18 protein-coding genes and 1 tRNA gene are annotated in these 19,884 nt (G+C 72.2%); 8 read left to right on the top strand and 11 right to left on the bottom strand.

Translation table 11 applies throughout. The features are described from left to right. Window positions 1-55: 55 nt before the first annotated feature. From hutI to hutU, 4 genes are read right to left on the bottom strand one after another with little or no spacing between them, the layout of a single operon-like run. A complete protein-coding gene (gene hutI / locus QNO09_RS35210; protein ID WP_283974300.1) occupies window positions 56-1,354 on the bottom strand; it encodes an imidazolonepropionase in 1,299 nt (432 codons plus the stop codon). Then, a complete protein-coding gene (locus QNO09_RS35205) occupies window positions 1,351-2,742 on the bottom strand; it encodes a formimidoylglutamate deiminase (protein WP_283974299.1) in 1,392 nt (463 codons plus the stop codon). The genes hutI and QNO09_RS35205 overlap by 4 nt, the downstream gene beginning before the upstream one ends. Further along, window positions 2,733-3,950, bottom strand: a complete 1,218-nt coding sequence (locus QNO09_RS35200) for an allantoate amidohydrolase (RefSeq protein WP_283974298.1) — start codon at window positions 3,948-3,950, stop codon at window positions 2,733-2,735. The genes QNO09_RS35205 and QNO09_RS35200 overlap by 10 nt, the downstream gene beginning before the upstream one ends. Further along, window positions 3,947-5,611, bottom strand: coding sequence for a urocanate hydratase (hutU, locus tag QNO09_RS35195; protein WP_283974297.1), 1,665 nt, complete (start codon window positions 5,609-5,611; stop codon window positions 3,947-3,949). The genes QNO09_RS35200 and hutU overlap by 4 nt, the downstream gene beginning before the upstream one ends. Window positions 5,612-5,738: 127 nt before the next feature. On the opposite strand from hutU, the gene QNO09_RS35190 reads away from it, so the two are divergent. Then, a complete protein-coding gene (locus QNO09_RS35190; RefSeq protein WP_283974296.1) occupies window positions 5,739-7,112 on the top strand; it encodes a type III PLP-dependent enzyme domain-containing protein in 1,374 nt (457 codons plus the stop codon). Window positions 7,113-7,401: 289 nt separating this feature from the next. Here QNO09_RS35190 and QNO09_RS35185 read toward each other — a convergent pair whose 3' ends face one another. Then, a complete protein-coding gene (locus QNO09_RS35185; protein ID WP_283974295.1) occupies window positions 7,402-7,986 on the bottom strand; it encodes a hypothetical protein in 585 nt (194 codons plus the stop codon). A 90-nt stretch (window positions 7,987-8,076) separates the two neighbouring features. Continuing rightward, window positions 8,077-8,919, bottom strand: coding sequence for a MurR/RpiR family transcriptional regulator (locus tag QNO09_RS35180; protein WP_283974294.1), 843 nt, complete (start codon window positions 8,917-8,919; stop codon window positions 8,077-8,079). A gap of 175 nt (window positions 8,920-9,094) precedes the next feature. On the opposite strand from QNO09_RS35180, the gene QNO09_RS35175 reads away from it, so the two are divergent. Both QNO09_RS35175 and QNO09_RS35170 read left to right on the top strand, forming a co-directional pair. Continuing rightward, window positions 9,095-9,517 carry a hypothetical protein gene (locus QNO09_RS35175; RefSeq protein ID WP_283974315.1) on the top strand — a complete coding sequence of 141 codons (423 nt, stop codon included), beginning with the start codon at window positions 9,095-9,097 and terminating at the stop codon, window positions 9,515-9,517. Between the two features lie 27 nt (window positions 9,518-9,544). Continuing rightward, the gene (locus QNO09_RS35170; RefSeq protein ID WP_283974314.1) at window positions 9,545-10,027 is read left to right on the top strand and encodes an MmyB family transcriptional regulator; all 483 of its coding nucleotides are present in this window, start codon (window positions 9,545-9,547) and stop codon (window positions 10,025-10,027) included. Between the two features lie 325 nt (window positions 10,028-10,352). On the opposite strand, the gene QNO09_RS35165 is transcribed toward QNO09_RS35170, so the two are convergent. Beyond that, on the bottom strand, window positions 10,353-11,741 hold the full coding sequence (locus tag QNO09_RS35165) for a cystathionine beta-synthase (RefSeq protein WP_283974293.1): 1,389 nt from the start codon (window positions 11,739-11,741) through the stop codon (window positions 10,353-10,355). A 159-nt stretch (window positions 11,742-11,900) separates the two neighbouring features. On the opposite strand from QNO09_RS35165, the gene QNO09_RS35160 reads away from it, so the two are divergent. From QNO09_RS35160 to QNO09_RS35150, 3 genes are all read left to right on the top strand, one after another. After that, a complete protein-coding gene (locus QNO09_RS35160; RefSeq protein WP_283974292.1) occupies window positions 11,901-12,926 on the top strand; it encodes an SGNH/GDSL hydrolase family protein in 1,026 nt (341 codons plus the stop codon). A gap of 130 nt (window positions 12,927-13,056) precedes the next feature. Further along, window positions 13,057-14,274, top strand: a complete 1,218-nt coding sequence (locus QNO09_RS35155; RefSeq protein ID WP_283974291.1) for an acetyl-CoA C-acetyltransferase — start codon at window positions 13,057-13,059, stop codon at window positions 14,272-14,274. Between the two features lie 273 nt (window positions 14,275-14,547). Next, a complete protein-coding gene (locus tag QNO09_RS35150) occupies window positions 14,548-15,330 on the top strand; it encodes a hypothetical protein (RefSeq protein WP_283974290.1) in 783 nt (260 codons plus the stop codon). A 108-nt stretch (window positions 15,331-15,438) separates the two neighbouring features. Here QNO09_RS35150 and QNO09_RS35145 read toward each other — a convergent pair whose 3' ends face one another. Beyond that, window positions 15,439-15,750, bottom strand: coding sequence for a hypothetical protein (locus QNO09_RS35145; RefSeq protein ID WP_283974289.1), 312 nt, complete (start codon window positions 15,748-15,750; stop codon window positions 15,439-15,441). A gap of 101 nt (window positions 15,751-15,851) precedes the next feature. On the opposite strand from QNO09_RS35145, the gene QNO09_RS35140 reads away from it, so the two are divergent. After that, window positions 15,852-16,082, top strand: coding sequence for a DUF4287 domain-containing protein (locus tag QNO09_RS35140; RefSeq protein WP_030844794.1), 231 nt, complete (start codon window positions 15,852-15,854; stop codon window positions 16,080-16,082). Between the two features lie 70 nt (window positions 16,083-16,152). Here the strand turns inward: QNO09_RS35140 and QNO09_RS35135 are convergent, their stop codons facing one another. From QNO09_RS35135 to QNO09_RS35125, 3 genes are all read right to left on the bottom strand, one after another. Continuing rightward, a complete protein-coding gene (locus QNO09_RS35135) occupies window positions 16,153-17,061 on the bottom strand; it encodes a Bax inhibitor-1/YccA family protein (protein WP_283974288.1) in 909 nt (302 codons plus the stop codon). Between the two features lie 157 nt (window positions 17,062-17,218). Beyond that, window positions 17,219-18,445: a 4-hydroxybenzoate 3-monooxygenase gene (locus tag QNO09_RS35130; protein WP_283974287.1), complete on the bottom strand. Its 1,227-nt coding sequence runs from the start codon at window positions 18,443-18,445 to the stop codon at window positions 17,219-17,221. 132 nt (window positions 18,446-18,577) lie between these two features. Then, window positions 18,578-18,664 (bottom strand) — tRNA-Leu (locus QNO09_RS35125). Window positions 18,665-19,080: 416 nt separating this feature from the next. Here QNO09_RS35125 and QNO09_RS35120 point away from each other — a divergent pair. Then, window positions 19,081-19,851 carry an ABC transporter ATP-binding protein gene (locus tag QNO09_RS35120; RefSeq protein WP_283974286.1) on the top strand — a complete coding sequence of 257 codons (771 nt, stop codon included), beginning with the start codon at window positions 19,081-19,083 and terminating at the stop codon, window positions 19,849-19,851. Window positions 19,852-19,884: the final 33 nt, after the last annotated feature.

Raw genomic sequence — 19,884 nt, 5'->3', positions numbered from 1 at the left:
CGGGCGCGTGCCGGCCGTCCGCCGGCACGGCACGGCACTATCGCGGGCCCGGTGGTCACACCACACGCACTCCGCGCCGCCACACCCCGCTGACCAGCGGCACGCCGGGCCGGTAGGCCAGGTGGACGTGGCTCGGGGCGTCGAGGAGCGTCAGGTCGGCGTACGCGCCCGGAGTGAGGCGGCCGATGTCGGTGCGCCGCAGGGCCGCCGCGCCGCCCGCCGTGGCCGACCACACGGCCTCGTCCGGGGTCATCCCCATGTCCCGTACGGCCAGGGCGACGCAGAACGGGACGGACGAGGTGAAGGACGAGCCGGGGTTGCAGTCCGTGGAGAGCGCGACCGTGACACCCGCGTCCAGCAGGCGCCGTGCGTCCGGCCACTCGGCCCGCGTGGAGAACTCGGCGCCGGGCAGCAGGGTCGCGACGGTACGGCTGTTGGCCAGAGCGTCCACGTCCGCGTCCGTGAGGTGGGTGCAGTGGTCGGCGCTGGCCGCGTCGAGTTCGACGGCGAGCCGCACGCCCGGGCCGTACGAGAGCTGGTTGGCGTGGATACGGGGGTGCAGGCCGCGCGCCTTTCCGGCGGTGAGGATCGCGCGGGCCTGGTCGCCGTCGAAGGCGCCCTTCTCGCAGAAGACGTCGATCCAGCGGGCGTGCGGGGCGCAGGCGTCGAGCATCTCGCCGCTGACCAGAGCGACATAGCCGGCCGGGTCCTCGGCGTGGTCCGGCGGCACGATGTGGGCGCCGAGGTAGGTGACCTCGTCGGTGTGGGCGGCGGCGATGCGCAGGGCCCGGGCCTCGTCCTCGACGGTCAGGCCGTAGCCGGACTTCGTCTCGAACGTGGTGGTGCCCTGGCGCAGGGCCTCGCGGAGGTAACGGGTGACGTTGGCCTCGAGTTCCTCGTCGCTCGCCGCCCGGGTGGCCGCGACGGTGGTGCGGATGCCGCCCGCGCTGTACGGCCGCCCGGACATCCGGGCGTTGAACTCCTGGGTCCGGTCGCCCGCGAAGACGAGGTGGGAGTGGGAGTCCACGAAGCCGGGGAGGACGGCCCGGCCGTCCGCGTCGACCCGATTGTCAGTGGCGGGTGCTTTGCTTCGATCACCGGTCCACACGACGCGGTCGCCTTCGATGACGACCGCGGCGTCCTGGATCAATCCGAGGGGGGATCCTCCCCGTTCGAGGGAGGGGTCGTTGGTGACCAGGCTGGCGATGTTCGTGATGAGCGTGCTTGCGGTGTTCGCGGAGTGGGCGGGGCTGACGGTCGTCGCGTTGCTCATGGCGTCCTTGGTGGCCTGGTCGGCGGTGGGATCGGGTTCGGGGGCGGAGCCGGGCCGCGCGGGCGGGCGGCCCGGGATCATCCGCGCAGGGCTGCGACGGCGTCCGCGAGGGCTCGCGGCACGTCCGGCACGAGGCGGTGGACCCCGTCCCGTACGACGTGCCGGCCTGCCACGACCGTATGCGACACGTCCGCTGCCGACGCGGCGAATACGGCCGTCTCGGTCCCGAGCCGCGGAGGCGGCCCTGCCGTCCTGACCGAGTCGAGCGCGATGGTGGTGAAGTCGGCGAGCGCGCCGGTCTCCAGGGCGCCCGCGTCCGCCCAGCCGAGGGCGGCGTGGCCGTCGGCGGAGGCCGCCCGCAGGAGGGCCGCCGCCGTCCAGTGACCCCGGGTGCGGGTGCGCAGCCGTTCGTTCAGTTCCATGGCCCGCGCCTCTTCGAGCAGGTCGATCACGGCGTGGCTGTCGGAGCCGAGACTGAGCGGCGAGCCGGCGCTCTGGAGGGCGACGGCGGGTCCGATGCCGTCGGCGAGATCCCGCTCGGTGGTCGGGCACATGCAGGTGCCGGTGCCGCTGCCGCCGAGGAGGGCGATGTCCTCGTCGGTGAGGTGGGTGTTGTGGACGCCGGTGGTGCGCGGCCCGAGCACCCCGTGGTCGGCGAGCAGCCGCGTCGGGGTGCGGCCGTGGGCCTCCCGGCAGGCGTCGTTCTCGGCGGTCTGCTCCGACAGGTGCACATGAAGCGGGGCCCGCCGTTCCCCGGCCCACCGCGCGACGGTCGCCAACTGGTCGGCGGGCACGGCCCGTACGGAGTGGATCGCCGCCCCGATCCGTGCGTGATCCCGTTCCTTGAGAACTGAACAGCGTTCGGCCCAGGCGTCCGCGGTGCCGTCGGAGAAGCGGAGCTGGGGGTCGGTGGGCGGCTGGCCGAAGCCGGAGGAGAGGTAGGCGGTGTCGAGGAGGGTGATGCGGATCCCGGCTTCGGCGGCGGCCGCGATGAGGGCTTCACCCATGGCGTTGGGGTCGGCGTAGGGGGTGCCGCCGGGGGCGTGGTGGACGTAGTGGAACTCGCCGACCGCCGTGATGCCGGCCAGGGCCATCTCGGCGTACACGGCGCGGGCGAGGGCGTGGTAGCTGTCCGGGGTGAGCCGGGCGGCCGTGGCGTACATGACCTCGCGCCAGGTCCAGAAGGTGCCGGAGCCGACCTGGACGGTGCCGCGCAGGGCCCGGTGGAAGGCGTGACTGTGGGCGTTGGCTAGGCCGGGGAGGGTGAGGCCGCGCAGCACCTCGGCGCCGGGCGGCGGGGCGGGGGTGCCGGTGCGGACGGCGGTGATGCGGCCGCCTTGGACGTCGAGGACGACGCCCGGCTCGATGGGGGTCTCCCCTGTTCGAGCGGAGCCGGGAGCCTCGGGGAGGGTGCCGAGCCAGGCGTGCTCCAGCCAGTACGTCCGCGGGGCTGCTGTCGTCACCTGCACGCCAGTCCTTCCAGTACGTCGGTGAGTGCGAGTACCCCGGCCACGCAGTCGTCCTCGCTCGCGGACTCGGCCGGGGAGTGGGAGACGCCGGTGGGGTTGCGCACGAACAGCATGGCGGTCGGGATGCTGCCGGACAGGATCCCGGCGTCGTGTCCCGCGCCGGTGCCGAGGACGGGGACCGTGAGGCCGGTGTCCGTGCCGAGGATCCGGGCGAGCTCGTCGCGCAGGACGTGGTCGAACTCGACGACGGGGGTGAACGACTCGCGGACGATGTCGAGGTCGACGCCGTGCGCGTCCGCGTGACTCCGGGCCGCCTTCTCGATGCCGCCGACCACGGTGTCCAGGCTCCTCTGGTCCTCGGCGCGGGAGTCGAGCCAGCCGCGCACGAGGGAGGGGATGGCGTTGACGCCGTTGGGCTCCACGGCGATCTTCCCGAAGGTGGCGACGGCTCCGGCGAGTTCCGCCTCGCGCCGGGCGGCGAGGACGGTCTCGGCGTAGGACAGCATGGGGTCGTGCCGGTCGGCGAGCCGGGTGGTGCCGGCGTGGTTGGCCTCGCCCCGGAAGTCGAACCGCCACCGGCCGTGCGGCCAGATCGCGCTGGCGATGCCGACCCGGTCGCCGGACAGGTCCAGGGCCCGGCCCTGCTCGACGTGCAGTTCGACGAAGGCGCCGATGCGGGCGAGCCGTTCGGGGTCGGCGCCGATGGCGTCGGGGTCGTGTCCGGCGGCCTCCATGGCGCGCGGCAGCGACACGCCGTCGCCGTCGGTGAGCAGGTGGGCCTGGTCACGGGTGAGCTGCCCGGCGGTGAGCCGGGACCCCACGCAGGCGAGTCCGAAGCGGGCGCCCTCCTCGTCGCCGAAGTTCACGATGCCGAGGGGCCGGGTGAGGCGGGCGTCCCTGGCGCGCAGTTCGTCCAGCGCGGCGAAGGCGGACACGACTCCGAGAGGGCCGTCGAAGGCGCCGCCGTCCGGCACGGAGTCGAGGTGCGACCCGGTGACGACGGCGTCCCCGGCGGCGGGGTCCCCGAGCCAGGCCCACTGGTTGCCGTTGCGGTCGACCTCGTGGGTGAGGCCGCGCGAGCGGGCCTGGTCCTCGAACCAGGCCCGGCAGTCGGCGTCGGCGTCCGTCCAGGCGAAGCGTCGGTAGCCGCCGGAGGCGGAACTGCGGCCGACCGGCAGCAGCTCCGCCCACATGCTGTGGAAGCTCACGCGTCGTCACCCTCGCGCATCGGGACCCGCACGCCCCGCTCCCCCGCGACCGACTCCGCGATGTCGTACCCGGCGTCGACGTGCCGGATGACGCCCATGCCGGGGTCGTTCGTGAGCACCCGGCGGATCTTCTCGCCCGCGAGCGCCGTGCCGTCGGCCACGGTCACCTGCCCCGCGTGGATCGACCGGCCCATCCCGACGCCGCCGCCGTGGTGGATCGACACCCAGGAGGCCCCGGACGCCACGTTCACCATGGCGTTCAGCAGCGGCCAGTCGGCGATCGCGTCGGACCCGTCGAGCATGGCCTCGGTCTCGCGGTAGGGGGACGCGACGGAACCGCAGTCGAGGTGGTCGCGGCCGATGACGACCGGCGCGGCCAGCTCCCCGCTCGCGACCATGTCGTTGAACCGCTCACCGGCCTTGTCCCGCTCGCCGTAGCCGAGCCAGCAGATCCGGGCGGGCAGGCCCTGGAAGTGGACGCGTTCGCCGGCCATCTTGATCCAGCGGGCGAGGGACTCGTTCTTCGGGAAGAGGTCGAGGATCGCCTTGTCCGTCTTGGCGATGTCGGAGGCCTCGCCGGACAGGGCGGCCCAGCGGAAGGGGCCCTTGCCCTCGCAGAACAGCGGGCGGATGTAGGCGGGCACGAAGCCGGGGAAGGCGAAGGCCCGCTCGTATCCCGCCAGTCGGGCCTCGCCGCGGATGGAGTTGCCGTAGTCGAAGACCTCGGCGCCGGCGTCCATGAAGCCGACCATGGCCTCCACGTGCCGGGCCATGGACTCGCGGGCCCGGGTGGTGAAACCGGCCGGGTCCTCGGCGGCGGCGTCGGCCATGTCCTCGAAGGCGGTGCCCAGCGGCAGGTAGGCCAGCGGGTCGTGGGCCGAGGTCTGGTCCGTCACGATGTCGATGGGCGCGCCCATGGCGAGGAGCTGCGGCAGCAGCTCGGCCGCGTTGCCGAGGACACCGATGGACAGGGGGCGACGGGCGTCGCGCGCCTCGGTCGCCAGCCGGAGGGCGTGGTCCAGGGAGTCGGCCCGCACATCGAGGTACCGGTGCTCGATGCGCCGCTCGATGGCGCGCGGGTCGCAGTCGACGCAGATCGCCACACCGTCGTTCATCGTCACGGCGAGCGGCTGGGCGCCGCCCATGCCGCCGAGACCGGCGGTCAGGGTGATGGTGCCGGCCAGCGTCCCGCCGAACTTCTTCGCGGCGACGGCGGCGAAGGTCTCGTAGGTGCCCTGGAGGATGCCCTGGGTGCCGATGTAGATCCAGGAGCCGGCGGTCATCTGCCCGTACATGGTCAGGCCGAGCCGTTCGAGGCGGCGGAACTCCTCCCAGGTGGCCCAGTCGCCGACGAGGTTGGAGTTGGCGATGAGGACGCGCGGGGCCCACTCGTGGGTCTGCATGACCCCGACGGGCCGGCCGGACTGGACCAGCATGGTCTCGTCCTGCTTCAGCCCCTCGAGGGTGCGCACCATCGCGTCGAAGGAACGCCAGTCGCGCGCCGCCTTGCCGGTGCCGCCGTAGACGACGAGCTGGTCGGGGTGCTCGGCGACCTCCGGATCGAGGTTGTTCTGCAGCATCCGCAGGGCGGCTTCCTGCTGCCATCCCAGGGCGCTCGGTTCCGTGCCGCGCGGCGCTCGGACGGTGCGGGGTCCTGACATGGTCTGCCTCCTGGTGGGTGCTCCCGGCGGAATGTTGCTGCGTCTATTCACATCCTGACCTCATGAATAGGGCTAGTCAACACGTCGGGGGTCGGCGCGACGAAGCCGTGGATGCTTGGCTGGATGCATGGGCGCACACATCGAGGCGGAAGAAGCGGACGACACCGGGGCCGGTCGGACGGCCCGGCGGGACGAGGCGGTGCGGGCCGCCGTGGAGCAAGGGCTGCTCGGGCCCGACAGCCCCATCGTCGGGCTGCTGGACGTCACCGGCATCCGGGAGTCGGCGGCTGCGCTGCGGGCGGCGTTCGACGCGGTGGCGGCACCGGGCACGCCCGTGCTGCACGCCTTCGCGGTGAAGGCGACCCCGCTGGTGCCGGTGCTGCGGCTGCTGCGCGAGGAGGGCCTCGGCGCGGAGGTCGCGAGCCCCGGTGAGCTGGCCCTGGCGCGGGCGGCGGGCATGCCGGCGGAGGCGACGGTGCTCGACTCCCCCGCGAAGACCCCGGCCGAGCTGCGCGAGGCCCTGTCCCTGGGCATCGCCGTCAACGCGGACAACCCGCAGGAGCTGGCCCGCATCGACACCCTGACGCAGACGGCGGCGAGCCGCTCACCCCTCGGAATCCGGGTGAATCCGCAGGTCGGCGGGGGTTCCATCGAGGCGTTGTCCACGGCGACGGCCACCTCGAAGTTCGGGGTGGCCCTGCGCGACGAGGGGGCCCGGGAGTGGGTCGTCCAGGCGTTTCTGGACCGGCCGTGGCTGACGCGGCTGCACACGCACACCGGGTCCCAGGGCATCCCGCCGGCCCTGATGGCGCGGGGCGTGGCGGAGACGTACGCACTGGCGGAGGAGATCAACCTGCGGGCCGGACGGCACCAGGTCGACACGCTCGACATCGGCGGCGGCCTGCCGGTGAACTTCGCCTCGGACGCGACGACCCCGACCTACGCGCAGTACGCGCGGCTGCTCGCCGAGGAGGTGCCGGGGCTGTTCGACGGGCGGTACGGGCTGGTCACCGAGTTCGGCCGGTCGCTGCTGGCGAAGCACGGGACGGTGGTGGCACGGGTCGAGTACGCGAAGGCCTCCGGCGGCCGGGCGGTGGCGGTCACCCATGCCGGGGTGCAGGTGGCCGCGCGGACGGTCTACGCGCCGGGGAGCTGGCCCTTGCGGATCTCCGCCTACGACGCGAAGGGACGGCCGAAGGACGGGCCGGTGGTGGTGCAGGACGTGGCGGGGCCGGCCTGTTTCGCGGGGGACCTGCTGGCCGAGGGGCGGTCCCTGCCCTTGCTGGAGCAGGGCGACTACGCGGCGGCTCTGGACACCGGGGCGTACTACTTCGCGCATCACTACGGCTACAACTCGCTGGTGCGGCCCGGGGTGTACGGGTTCGGGCCGCAGGGGAGCTTCGCGGTGGTGCGGCGGGCGCAGACCGTGCGGGAGGTCGTCGCCGAGTCCGGTGGGGCGCAGGTGAACGCGTTGACACAGCCACCGTTCGGACCTGCGTAGCCCCGGGCGCCGGGCCGCAGGCGCGCCCCGGTGGTGCGGCGGGCGCAGACCGTGCGGGAGGTCGTCGCCGAGTCCGGTGGGGCGCAGGTGAACGCGTTGACACAGCCACCGTTCGGACCTGCGTAGCCCCGGGCGCCGGGCCGCGGACGCGCCGTGGCGCGCGGGCTGCAGGCCCCGCACCGCAGGCGCGTCGCGACGGACCGCGAGCTCTCGCGCCGCAGGCGCGTCATGGCTCGGCGCGCTCACGTGGCGGGGCCGCGCGGCGATACAGGCCCGCGCCCCGGGGGCGTCACACCAATGCCGGTGACTTCTTTCGTGCGCCTCCCGGGGCCGCGTCGCCCGCCGCGATGCCCGTGCTGCGGTACGCCTTCACCCGCTTGCCGGCCGGTTGCGCCGCGCCCCCGCGCAGCCAGTCCACGCGGACCCACAGCAGTGCCTCGCCGTCGCGCTCCCGGCGGCCCAGCCAGGCCGACTTGAGCCACAGGCCCACGCCGCACCCGGCCAGGGCCATGCCCCCGGCCGCCGGGACGGCGAAGGCGCTGCCCAGGGCGGCGAGGAAGGCGAGGAGGAGCCACCAGCGGTTGCCCCGGCGCCAGTTGCGCACCGTGACCGCGCGGTCCTGCAGCACGTCGTGCTTGCCCGCGCGGGCCGCCGAAGCGGCCAGGGCCGCATAGCGCTTGCGGCGGCTGCCGGCCACGGCGGCCGCCGCCAGAACGAAGAGCGCCGCCCCGGCCAGGACGCCGATGCGGCGTCCGGTCAGGCCCGGTGCGAGCGAGCCGATGCCCGCCGCGAGTACGCCCAGCCACCACAGCGGGGCCGCCCCCGCCCGTACGACGACGGCCACCCGGGCCAGCCCCTGTCCTCCACGCGTCATCTCCAGCCTCCGTTCGGTCTCCGAAGCCTTTGGAAGACGTACGTTAGCGACGCATCGTGAGACGAATCTGAGAAGACACCGCGAGTGCCGTCAGTCGACGAACAGGCCCCGCGCCGCCGCTTTCGTGTCGAACTCCTCCAGGCGGGACTGGGCGTGGGGCAGGTCGTCGCACATGGCCTCCAGCAGCACCCGGCCGAGCAGCATCGGCGCACAGGCCGTGTCGAAGGCGAGGCCGGTCCCGACCGCGGCGGGCAGCAGCAGGTCGGACACCTTGGCGACGGGCGCGAAGGCGGAGTCGGCGACCGTGACGACGCTCAGCCCGGCCTCCTTGGCGTAGGCGAGGGTGTCGACGACCTCGCGGGGGTGCCGGGGCAGCGCGAAGCAGAGCAGCGCGGTCGCACCGGCCCCGACGGCGGCGTCGATGCGGTCCTGGAGCATCGTGCCGCCCTCGCCGAGCAGCCGGACGTCGGGGTGGACCTTGGCGGCGAAGTAGGCGAAGCCGTGCGCCTGGGCGGCGGCGGCCCGCAGGCCCAGGACGAGGAGCGGGCGGGAGCCGGCGAGGAGCCGCCCCGCGCGCTGCACGGGAGCGGGGTCGGCCAGTGCCTCCGCCAGGTGCCGCAGGTTCTCGATCTCCGCCTCGACGGCCTGCTGGTACTCGTTGTGGGTCCCGGCCTCCGCGGCGGGTTCGACGGGCGCGACCTCGCGCAGATGCCGGCGCAGGGCGGGATAACCGTCGAAGCCGAGGGCGACGGCGAAGCGGGTCACGGACGGCTGGCTGACCCCGGCCAGCTCGGCGAGCTCCACGCTCGACAGGAACGGCACGTCGGCGGCGCGCCGCACCATGCTGTGCGCGATGCGCCGCTGGGTCGGCGTGAGCCGGTGCCCCTCGAAGAGCGCCTGCAACCGCGCGGCAGGGCTGTCGGTCACGCTCATGACGTGCTCCCCCTCGCCTATTCAGTAGCTGAGGATTCTGCATGAGCATATGCAGGGCGGCAAGCCGGACGGGAGGGCCGCCGGGGCGCCGGGACGGGAAAACCCCTGCCGAACAGGGGGGCTAACCCCAGTGCGGGCGGCGCCGCCCCTTTCTACCGTGGACGGCATGACGGGAATGGACGCGCGGGACACCGACCTGAAGAGGGAACTCGACGCCACCCTGCACGCACGCAGGGATCTGGGCGAGGAGTACGAGTCGGCGCTGGTCGACTCCTTCCTGGAGAAGGTCGACCAGCGGATCGACGGCGCGGTGGAGCGCCGGGTGCGCCGGCAGTTCGCCGAACAGCAGATGCAGACGGCCCGGGACTCCCGGTCGCCGAGGGCCACGGACTCCTGGGGCGAGCGGTTCGGGTTCGGGATCGTCTCCCTGGTCCTGGCGGTGCCGCTGTCCGCGATCGGCGGGGGCGTGGCCCATCTGCCCGGCCTGCTCACCGCCTGGGCGGGCATCGTCGGCGTCAACGTCGTCCAGGCCGCCCGCACCAACCCGGGTCTGTTCGGCCGCCGCAAGCCCTCCCGGGACGGTGACTGGGAGGACTGAGCGCCCCGGTCGCGGCCCGGGTCAGGCCTGGCTGGTCGGCAGCGCGACGACCCCGCCTCGCACGAGCTCTACCCCGACCGCGTACGGGCCGTTCGGGCTGCCCACGTCGGCCACCGTGAACGAGCCGTACTGTCGCAAGGATGCGGGGAGACCGGCGTGAACCGCGCGGAGACCGCCGCCCAGAGGGTCGCGCACCTGTGCCTGCGGGCGGGCCACCATCCCGGTGACCCGGTCGCGGGGGAACTCGCCGCCGAACTGACACGGGCCGGTGAGGAGTTCCGCCATCTGTGGGCCGACCACCTGGTCAAGCCCTGCGACCACGGGGTGAAGCTCCTGCGGCACCCGGTCGCGGGCCTGCTGACCCTGCCCTGCGAGACCTTCACGATGCCGGCGGCACCGGAGCAGACGATCGTGGCCTACACGCCCGAACCGGGCTCGGAGGCGGCGGAGCGCCTGGCGTTGCCGGGGAGCCGGGCGGCCGGCCACGCGGGCCGACATCGCGTGAGGTGAGTGCGCGGGGACCGCCGCACCCCCGTGAACGGGGGGCGGGACGACGGCGGTCCCCGCGAAGGACGCGGGTCCGGTCAGGCCGGGCCGTCGCGTCCGGGGCGTCCATGGAGGTCCGGGAGCCGCTCCGGAGGTCCTTCGACGCCGCTCGGTGCCGGCCTGGACGGGGAGCCGCTCCCGCCCCTGCCGACACCCACCAATGTGCCGGACCCGTGTTAAGCGGGTGCTGCGCGGACGTGACACCCGCGTACCGGTTCCGCGAAGTCGGCGAAGGTCACGGACGCCGTAAGTTCACCCGGTTCACGGGTGGTTCACCGGACGTTGGCCGTCACTTCCCCGTGCGGGCCAGGAAGGTCAGCAGGTCCTGCCGGCTGACCACGCCGGTCGGCTTGCCCTCGACGAGGACGATCGCCGCGTCGGCCTTGCCCAGCACGGCCATCAGGTCGGCGACGGGCTCGCCGGAGCCGACCTGGGGCAGCGGGCCGGACATGTGCTTCTCCAGCGGGTCGTCGAGCGAGGCATTCTTGCTGAACAGCGCGTCCAGCAGCTCGCGTTCCACGACCGAGCCGACGACCTCGGCGGCCATCACGTCGGGGTGGCCGGCGCCCGGCTTGACGACCGGCATCTGCGAGACGCCGTACTCGCGCAGCACCTCGATGGCCTGGCCGACCGTCTCCTCGGGGTGCATGTGGACGAGGGAGGGCATGCGGTCGCCCTCCTTGTCGTTCAGGACGTCGCCGACGCGGGCGCTGGGGCCGGTGTCCTCCAGGAAGCCGTAGTCGGCCATCCACTCGTCGTTGAAGATCTTGCTGAGGTAGCCGCGGCCGCTGTCCGGGAGCAGGACCACCACGACGTCGTCCGGGCCGAGCCGCTCGGCGACCTCCAGGGCGGCCACGACCGCCATGCCGCAGGAGCCGCCGACGAGCAGGCCCTCCTCCTTGGCGAGACGGCGGGTCATCTGGAAGGAGTCCTTGTCGGACACGGCGACGATCTCGTCCGCGACGCTCCGGTCGTAGGCGGTCGGCCAGAAGTCCTCACCGACGCCCTCGACGAGGTAGGGCCGTCCGGAGCCGCCGGAGTAGACGGAGCCCTCGGGGTCGGCGCCGATGACCTTCACCGAGCCGCCGCTGATCTCCTTCAGATAGCGGCCGGTCCCGGAGATGGTGCCGCCGGTGCCCACGCCCGTCACGAAGTGGGTGATCCTCCCCTCCGTCTGCTCCCACAGCTCGGGGCCGGTCGAGTGGTAGTGGGAGAGCGGGTTGTGGGGGTTGGAGTACTGGTCGGGCTTCCAGGCTCCGGGCGTCTCACGGACCAGCCGGTCGGAGACGTTGTAGTACGAGTCCGGGTGCTCGGGGTCGACGGCCGTCGGGCAGACGACGACCTCTGCGCCGTACGCGCGCAGCACGTTGATCTTGTCGGTGCTCACCTTGTCGGGGCACACGAAGATGCACTTGTACCCCTTCTGCTGGGCGACGATGGCGAGCCCGACGCCGGTGTTGCCGCTGGTCGGCTCGACGATCGTGCCGCCGGGCTTGAGCGCGCCGCTCTCCTCCGCCGCCTCGATCATGCGCAGGGCGATCCGGTCCTTCACCGAGCCGCCGGGGTTGAAGTACTCCACCTTGGCCAGGACGGTCGCCCTGATGCCCTTGGTCACGCTGTTGAGCCTCACCAGCGGGGTGTTGCCGACGAGGCTGATCATCGAGTCGTGGTATTGCACCGTTGTCTCCGGATGCCGCGAAAGAAGTGGTTGTAGTGGTGCCGTCAGCCTATGGCCTGCCCGTGGTCCGTGACGGTCGATCACCGGCCGTCGAGATTGGGCGACGGTCTGTACGGGGCAAGCACTGGGTGTACGGGTTCGAGGAGGTGGCGGCAACACATGACGAGCATGTCGAGGGCGAGGGTGGCCCGGCGGATCGCGGCCGGCGCGGCGTACGGCGGCGGCGGGATCGGGCTGGCCGGTGCGGCCACCGTGGGTCTCGTGCTGGCCGAGATGCAGCTGGCGCGGCGACGGGTGGGCAACGGCACGTCACCGCACGTGCCGCACGCGGACGGGCTGTACGGCCGTACGTACGCCGTCCCGGCCGAGGTACCGCTGAGGCTGACGATGCTGGGTGACTCCACGGCCGCGGGCCAGGGCGTGCACCGGGGCGGGCAGACCCCCGGGGCGCTGCTGGCGTCGGGGCTCGCCGCGCTGGCGGAGCGCCCGGTGATACTGCGCACGGTGGCCACCCCCGGTGCCTGCTCGGACGACCTGGACCGCCAGGTGGCGCTGGTGCTGGCCGATCCCGACCCGGTGCCCGACATCTGCGTGATCATGGTCGGCGCGAACGACGTCACCCACCGCATGCCCGCGACCCGCTCGGTCCGCCACCTGTCCTCGGCGGTCCGCCGGCTGCGCACGGCCGGTGCGGAGGTCGTGGTCGGCACCTGCCCCGACCTCGGCACGATCGAGCCGGTCCGCCAGCCCTTGCGCTGGCTGGCCCGGCGGGCCTCACGCCAGTTGGCGGCCGCCCAGACGATCGGAGTCGTCGAACAGGGTGGCCGCACCGTGTCGCTGGGTGACCTCCTGGGGCCCGAGTTCGCCCAGAACCCGCGCGAGCTGTTCGGCCCGGACAGCTACCACCCCTCCGCCGAGGGCTACGCGACGGCGGCGATGGCGGTGCTGCCGACCGTGTGCGCCTGCCTGGGCCTGTGGCCCGCCGAGGAGGAGCGCCCGGACGCCTCCCGCCGCGAGGGCTTCCTGCCGGTGGCGCGGGCGGCGGCGGAGGCCGCGTCGGAGGCGGGCACGGAGGTCGCGGCGGCGATGCCGAGCGGGCCGCGCGGCCCGTGGGCCCTGCTGAAGCGCCGGCGGCGCAGGCGGGTACCCGAGCAGGAGCCGGCCCCCGCGGCGCCGTCGAACTGAGGAGGCCGGAAAAGCAAGCGCTTGGAAACTGCGGTCAGAGTCACACCGCGACACCCGTGACCCAGACCATACGTACGGGTAACTTCCCACACAGCCCAGCCAGACCACCCGGTACGTCAATGGAGCCGTGATGCCCGAAGCCGTGATCGTCTCAGCCGCCCGCTCCCCCATCGGCCGCGCCGTCAAGGGCTCCCTCAAGGATCTCCGCCCGGACGACCTGGCCGCCACGATCGTCCAGGCCGCCCTGGCCAAGGTCCCGGAGCTGGACCCGAAGGACATCGACGACCTGATGCTCGGCTGCGGCCTGCCCGGCGGCGAGCAGGGCCACAACCTCGGCCGGATCGTGGCCGTGCAGATGGGCATGGACCACCTGCCCGGCTGCACCGTCACCCGGTACTGCTCCTCGTCCCTGCAGACCTCCCGCATGGCCCTGCACGCCATCAAGGCCGGCGAGGGCGACGTCTTCATCTCGGCCGGCGTGGAGATGGTCTCCCGGTACGCCCACGGCAGCTCGGACATGCCCGGCACGCACAACCCGCTCTTCGCCGACGCCGAGGCCCGGACCGTCGCCACCGCCCAGTCCGAGGGCTCGACCTGGCACGACCCGCGCGAGGACGGCCTGCTGCCCGACCCGTACATCGCGATGGGCCAGACCGCCGAGAACCTGGCCCGCGCCAAGGGCGTCACCCGCCAGGACATGGACGAGTTCGGCGTCCGCTCGCAGAACCTCGCCGAGGAGGCCATCAAGAACGGCTTCTGGGAGCGCGAGATCACCCCGGTGACCCTGCCCGACGGCACGGTCGTCGCCAGGGACGACGGCCCCCGCGCCGGCGTCACCCTGGAGGGCGTGCAGGGCCTCAAGCCGGTCTTCCGCCCCGACGGCATGGTCACCGCCGGCAACTGCTGCCCGCTCAACGACGGTGCCGCCGCCCTCGTGATCATGTCCGACACCAAGGCCCGCGAGCTCGGCCTCACCCCGCTCGCGCGGATCGTGTCCACCGGCGTCTCCGGCCTCTCGCCCGAGATCATGGGCCTCGGCCCGGTGGAGGCCAGCCAGCAGGCCCTGCGTCGGGCCGGGCTGACCATCGACGACATCGACCTGGCCGAGATCAACGAGGCGTTCGCCGCCCAGGTGATCCCCTCCTACCGCGACCTGGGCATCCCGCTGGAGAAGCTGAACGTCAACGGCGGTGCCATCGCCGTCGGCCACCCCTTCGGCATGACCGGCGCCCGCATCACCACCACGCTCATCAACTCCCTCCAGTTCCACGACAAGCAGTTCGGCCTGGAGACGATGTGCGTCGGCGGCGGCCAGGGCATGGCCATGGTCATCGAGCGCCTCAGCTGATCGCCTTACGGTAGCCGCCATAGCACGCACTGTGAGGCCTTGGCCCAGAACCCCGGAAACCCCGGGGTTCTGGGCCGTTTTGTGATCCAATCTCCCTCAGGATGTGACCTATCTCCCTCTCCATGAAGAGAAGCCCAGGTCACAGCAGCCCCACCCCCTCCCCCGAGACCGAAGCTCTGTCCGTTTCGTGACGTTACGCACTGACAGGTGGTTAGTCCGCCCTTCAAGCTGATGTAGGAAGTCGGGGGTCGACTTTGAACCGGGAGTACGTCAGTGAGCGCCATGCCGATCGCATTGCTGGTCACCACGGCCGCCACGGGCGCCGTGGGCGTCGCCGTCCTGCGCACCGTCCTGCAGCTGCGCCGTCAGGTCGCGGCCCTGCACACCGCGCTGGCCGAGAACCGCGCCGCCACCACCCGTGCGCTGCTGCCCGCGGCCCGCACCGCTGCCGACACCGATGAGATACGTGCCGCCGTCGCGGCGGCGCTCGCCGAGGAGCGGGAGCGGGAGCTCGCCGAGGCACGGGCGTTCTGGGCCGCCCAGGAGGCCCGTGACGCCTCCGACGCCCCCTCCCTGCTGGGTCTGCCCGAGACCGATCTGTTCCTGCCCCGTCAGGCCGACTTCGCGGGTCTGGAGCCGGTGTCCGAGCCCGGCGCGGATGCCGAGGAGCCGGTCGGCGAGTCCCCTGAGCTGGCCGCCGCCCGCCGACGCCACCCCTCCCACCCGGACTTCGTACCGACGCAGTCGCCGGTCGTGAACGACCACGAGCGCACCGTCGCCACCCTTGAAGGGCTGGCCTCCTCCCGCGTCGAGCTGACGGACGTCCGTCCCGGCCCGCTGGGCACCCTGGACGTCTACGTCTTCGCCGACGGCACGACCCTGTGCATGACGCCGGGCCACCGCGAGACCGCCGAACGCCTCGCCACCGCCCTGCGCACGGGTGTGACGCCGACCCTGCTGGGCGGTTCCGGCGTCTCCGGCGCCTACACGCTGACGTTCGAGTGCGGCGAGGAGAACGTCTACATCCTGGCCGACCGGGTCATCGCATCCCTGTAGGGAAGCGCCCCGCCAGGGGCGCGGGGGCAGTGTCCACCTGCGGCTCCACCTGCGGCTCCGCCGCGCGGGCGCGGGCGCCCACGGACCGGCGGCACCCGCGTACGACGCTCAGACCCCCGCCCGCTTCTGCGCCTCCTCCACCACCCGCACGGCGTCGTCGACATCGGCGTCGGCGGGAAGCACCACTGCCAAATCATTCCCGGCCACGGTGATCTGATCTGCTGCCGCAAACATCCCCGCATCCGGCATCTCCCGGGGCTCCACGTCCGGAGCCTCCAGCCGCTGCGCCCTGCGGGCCAACTCCCGGGCCAGCCCGAGAGCCTCCGCGGCAGCACCACGCTGCAGCCGGCTCTGGGGCGCGGCCCTCAAACGATCGGCGAAGTGCTCCACCGCACGGGTCAAAGGCGTCGTATCAACCACGCCGCGAGCGTACGCGTCGCACCGGGACTGTTGCCAACGGGCGAACACTCAGGCACGGTGACCTGAAGGACCGGCTTACATCCCAGCGTCCGGAGGCGCCGATGTCCCAAGTCTTCTCCGAAGAGACCCACCGCAACATGCTCGCCCGCATTCCGCACTGCACCGGTCGTGAGATCTCCGACTGGTTGCGCACCGTCGAAGACGGCCCGGCGCTCTTCCGCTTCGAGGAAAAGGTCAGCTGGCTCCGGCACGAACACAACCTCGCGTACGGCCACGCCAAGGCGATCATTCACGAGTACGACCTGAGGAGGGCCGCGCGCAAACTCCGCTAGCGCGCACCGTCCCGCAGACGACGAAGGGCCCCGGCCGGAGCCGGGGCCCTTCGCGCTACGACCGTCGGAACTAGTCGCTGCTGTTGAGGATCGAGATGAGCCTCAGGAACTCCAGGTAGATCCACACGAGCGTCAGCGTGAGGCCGAAGGCCGCGAGCCACGCCTCCTCGCGCGGGGCGCCGTAGGCGACGCCGTCCTCGACCTGCTTGAAGTCCAGGGCGAGGAAGCAGGCACCGAGGATGATGCCGATGACACCGAAGACGATGCCGAGGGGACCGCTGCGGAAGCCGAGGCCGTCACCGCCGCCGAACACCGCGAACAGCAGGTTCACGACCATCAGCAGGATGAAGCCGAGCGCGGCCGCCATCACGAAGCCGTAGAAGCGGCGGTTGACGCGGATCCAGCCGGCCTTGTAGGCGACCAGTACACCGGCGAAGACCGCCATGGTGCCGATCACGGCCTGCATGGCCGCGCCGTCGGCGATGCGGTTGTCGACGATGTTGGACACGACGCCGAGGAAAACACCCTCGAACGCGGCGTACGTCAGGATCAGCGCGGGCGAGGCCTTGCGCTTGAAGGACTGCACGAACGCCAGGACCATGCCGATCAGCGCGGCGCCGATACCGATGCCGTAGCTACGGCCGATGTTGGCGTCGTCGATCGGCAGCAGGGCCCAGGAGAGCGCCGCGGTGAGGATGAGCACACCGAGCGTGCTCGCCGTGCGCAGGACGACGTCGTCGACGGTCATCCGGCCGGTGGTGGCCGGGGCCTGCGGCGGCGCGCCGTACTGCAGGTCCTGCTGGGCGTAAGGGTTCTGCGCGTACGGGTTCTGCGCGTACTGGTCGCCTGTCGGCTGCGCGTACGGGTTGCCCTGGGTGGCGACAGCGGGACCCCCGGCCTGCGGCGCGGTGTTGAAGCCCGCGTAGCCGTTGTCGCGGCTGAACCCCCGTCGCGAGAAGACCGGGTTTCTGCTCCTCATTTCACTCCTCCATGGCCACCAGGCGTGGCCTTGGCTCAAGAGTAATAGGTAGGCAAAGGAATGACCCTACTGCTTGGGGAGGATCTTTCCCTCGTCGTGCTGCCCAACACGCTACGTGGCTTCGTGATTCCCCTCACCACGGGGGGCCACTCCCGGCTCACCCGAAGGGGAATCCCGTGTACGCCTCGGCCAGGTCCGTCTCGGCGGCGCGGGAGGTCGCGATCCGCTCCAGCCGGGCGAGCTGGAGCCGGTCCTCGAAGGGGGTCGCGCCGGGCGCGCGGTGCAGGAGGGTCGTCATGTCGTAGGAGAACCGCTCGGCCTGCCAGACCCGGCGCAGGCAGGTCGCGGAGTAGGCGTCGAGCAGGGCCGGGGACCCGGTCTGCTGTTGGTGGGTCAGGGCCCGCGCGAAGGTCACGACGTCGCCGACGGCGAGGTTGAGGCCCTTGGCCCCGGTCGGCGGGACGATGTGCGCCGCGTCACCGGCGAGGAAGAGGCGGCCGTGCCGCATGGGTTCGTGGACGTAGGAGCGCATGGGGGTGACCGACTTCTGGGTGATCGGGCCGCGCGCGAGGCGCCAGTCGTCAGTGGTCTCGAGCCGGCGTTCCAGTTCGTCCCAGATCTCCTCGTCGCTCCACGCACCGGCGTCGGTGCCGTCGGGCACCTGGAGGTAGAGGCGGGAGACGAAGGATCCGATGGGGGGCGAAGCGGCTTCCCCCGAAGCGTGGTGGCGGGTGACGGGCGGGCGCATGGACAGCAGGGCGAAGCCGCGGTCGTGGCGGGCGTAGACCAGCTCATCGTGCGAGGGCGGCACGTCGGCGAGGATGCCGAGCCAGCCGAAGGGGTACGTACGTTCGAAGACTTGGGTGAGTGCGGCGGGGATCGCCTGGCGGGCCACGCCCCAGAAGCCGTCGCAGCCGACGACGTAGGCGCACTCCAGGACGTCCTCGCGGCCCTCGTGCCGGAAGCGGATGCGCGGGGTGTCGGTGTCGGCGTCCTCCACGGCCAGCGCTTCGGCCTCGAAGAGCAGGGGCCCGCCCTCCTGGAGCTGGAGGGCGATGAGGTCCTTGCAGACCTCGGTCTGGGCGTAGACGGTCACGGACCGGCCGCCGGTGAGGGCGGGGAAGTCGACGCGGTGGCGTCTGCCGTCGAAGCGCAGTTCGATGCCGTCGTGGCGCAGCCCCTCGCGATCCAAGCGCTCCCCGGCTCCGGCCGCGCGCAACACGTCCGCCGTGCCCTGCTCCAGGATCCCGGCCCGCTGCCGCCGCTCGACATAGGAGCGGTCGCGGCTCTCCAGGACGACCGCGTCGATGCCGGCGTTGTGCAGCAGCCGAGCCAGGAGGAGGCCGGCGGGACCCGCTCCGATGATGCCGACGGTGGTGCGCATCGGACGACCTCTTTCCCATCCGCGTTCGTCAGGTGAAATTCTTTTCACCGATTTCCTGTGAGTCTCCGACGGCATGCGGCCGCTGTCAACGGGCGCGCCGTGAACTCTTCAATGGACCACGCAGGGATCGGATGGTGCCCGGAGCCGGACTCGAACCGGCACGCCCGCGAAGGGGCAGCGAGGTTTAAGCTCGCCGTGTCTGCATTCCACCATCCGGGCAGGCCGTGGGCTCCGCATCGAGTGTCCGAGACTATCGGGACGGGTCCCCCGAACAGCGGCAGCGTGGACCGATGTTGTCTTATTTTATTGACGCCTGAGGGTGCATCAGCACACGGAACACGCCATCCGCACTTGCCAATAGCCTTACGCGCGGCGCCCGGCCGCGTATGCGGAATGACGGAATTTCACCGCCCGAACGAGGGCACTCCACCTGTTCTCGACACCCGGAGCCATCGGTTCCCGACACCGGGGCCCTGAAGGGGTGTTCGTCATCCCCAGGTATGACACTGCCCCGCGCGGTCCGACTGCAGTCGGCCTCCGAAACGGGAACAACGGGTGACTACACGGCGGCGCGGGACCCGGACGATGGAACACGACCTTCCCCGTGCACAGCCGTCCGACAGGAGAGCCATCCCGTGACCACCGCACCCCTCGCCGACCGGGCAACGACCGTGGCCGCACGCGCCACGGAGCTGTCGAAGATCTACGGACAGGGCGAGACCCAGGTGGTCGCCCTGGACCGGGTCTCCGTCGACTTCCGGCAGGCCGAGTTCACCGCGATCATGGGCCCCTCCGGCTCCGGCAAGTCCACCCTGATGCACTGCGTGGCCGGTCTCGACTCCTTCTCCTCCGGGTCGGTGCGCATCGGCGAGACCGAACTCGGCTCGCTGAAGGACAAGCAGCTGACCAAGCTGCGGCGGGACAAGATCGGCTTCATCTTCCAGGCGTTCAACCTGCTGCCGACGCTGACGGCGCTGGAGAACATCACCCTTCCGATGGACATCGCGGGGCGCAAGCCGGACAAGGAGTGGCTGGACTCCGTGATCCGGATGATCGGTCTGGCGGACCGGCTCGGCCACCGGCCCTCCCAGCTCTCCGGCGGTCAGCAGCAGCGCGTCGCCGTGGCCCGGGCGCTGGCCTCCCGGCCCGAGATCATCTTCGGTGACGAACCCACCGGAAACCTCGACTCGCGCTCCGGCGCCGAGGTGCTGGGCTTCCTGCGCAACTCCGTGCGGGAGATGGGCCAGACGGTGGTGATGGTGACGCACGACCCGGTGGCCGCGGCCTACGCGGACCGGGTGATCTTCCTGGCGGACGGCCGGATCGTCGACGAGATGTACCGGCCGACGGCCGACTCCGTGCTCGACCGCATGAAGGCGTTCGACGCCAAGGGCCGCACCAGCTGATTTTCCGTCAGGACCGACAGGACTGAGAACCGC

The sequence above is a fragment of the Streptomyces sp. 378 genome, assembly GCF_030124145.1.
GTDB lineage: Bacteria > Actinomycetota > Actinomycetes > Streptomycetales > Streptomycetaceae > Streptomyces.
The sequence above is the reverse complement of the archived record's forward strand: the minus strand, read 5'-3'. Positions and strand labels throughout refer to the sequence as shown.

What these genes read in the sequence shown, in the direction of transcription:
- QNO09_RS35185 (WP_283974295.1), bottom strand. Translation starts at nt 7,986, where the DNA reads ATGACGCGTGGAGGACAGGGGCTGGCCCGGGTGGCCGTCGTCGTACGG.
- QNO09_RS35175 (WP_283974315.1), top strand. Translation starts at nt 9,095, where the DNA reads ATGGACGCGCGGGACACCGACCTGAAGAGGGAACTCGACGCCACCCTG.
- QNO09_RS35135 (WP_283974288.1), bottom strand. Translation starts at nt 17,061, where the DNA reads ATGAGGAGCAGAAACCCGGTCTTCTCGCGACGGGGGTTCAGCCGCGAC.
- QNO09_RS35190 (WP_283974296.1), top strand. Translation starts at nt 5,739, where the DNA reads ATGGGCGCACACATCGAGGCGGAAGAAGCGGACGACACCGGGGCCGGT.
- QNO09_RS35155 (WP_283974291.1), top strand. Translation starts at nt 13,057, where the DNA reads ATGCCCGAAGCCGTGATCGTCTCAGCCGCCCGCTCCCCCATCGGCCGC.
- hutU (WP_283974297.1), bottom strand. Translation starts at nt 5,611, where the DNA reads ATGTCAGGACCCCGCACCGTCCGAGCGCCGCGCGGCACGGAACCGAGC.
- hutI (WP_283974300.1), bottom strand. Translation starts at nt 1,354, where the DNA reads ATGATCCCGGGCCGCCCGCCCGCGCGGCCCGGCTCCGCCCCCGAACCC.
- QNO09_RS35160 (WP_283974292.1), top strand. Translation starts at nt 11,901, where the DNA reads ATGACGAGCATGTCGAGGGCGAGGGTGGCCCGGCGGATCGCGGCCGGC.
- QNO09_RS35180 (WP_283974294.1), bottom strand. Translation starts at nt 8,919, where the DNA reads ATGAGCGTGACCGACAGCCCTGCCGCGCGGTTGCAGGCGCTCTTCGAG.
- QNO09_RS35130 (WP_283974287.1), bottom strand. Translation starts at nt 18,445, where the DNA reads ATGCGCACCACCGTCGGCATCATCGGAGCGGGTCCCGCCGGCCTCCTC.
- QNO09_RS35140 (WP_030844794.1), top strand. Translation starts at nt 15,852, where the DNA reads ATGTCCCAAGTCTTCTCCGAAGAGACCCACCGCAACATGCTCGCCCGC.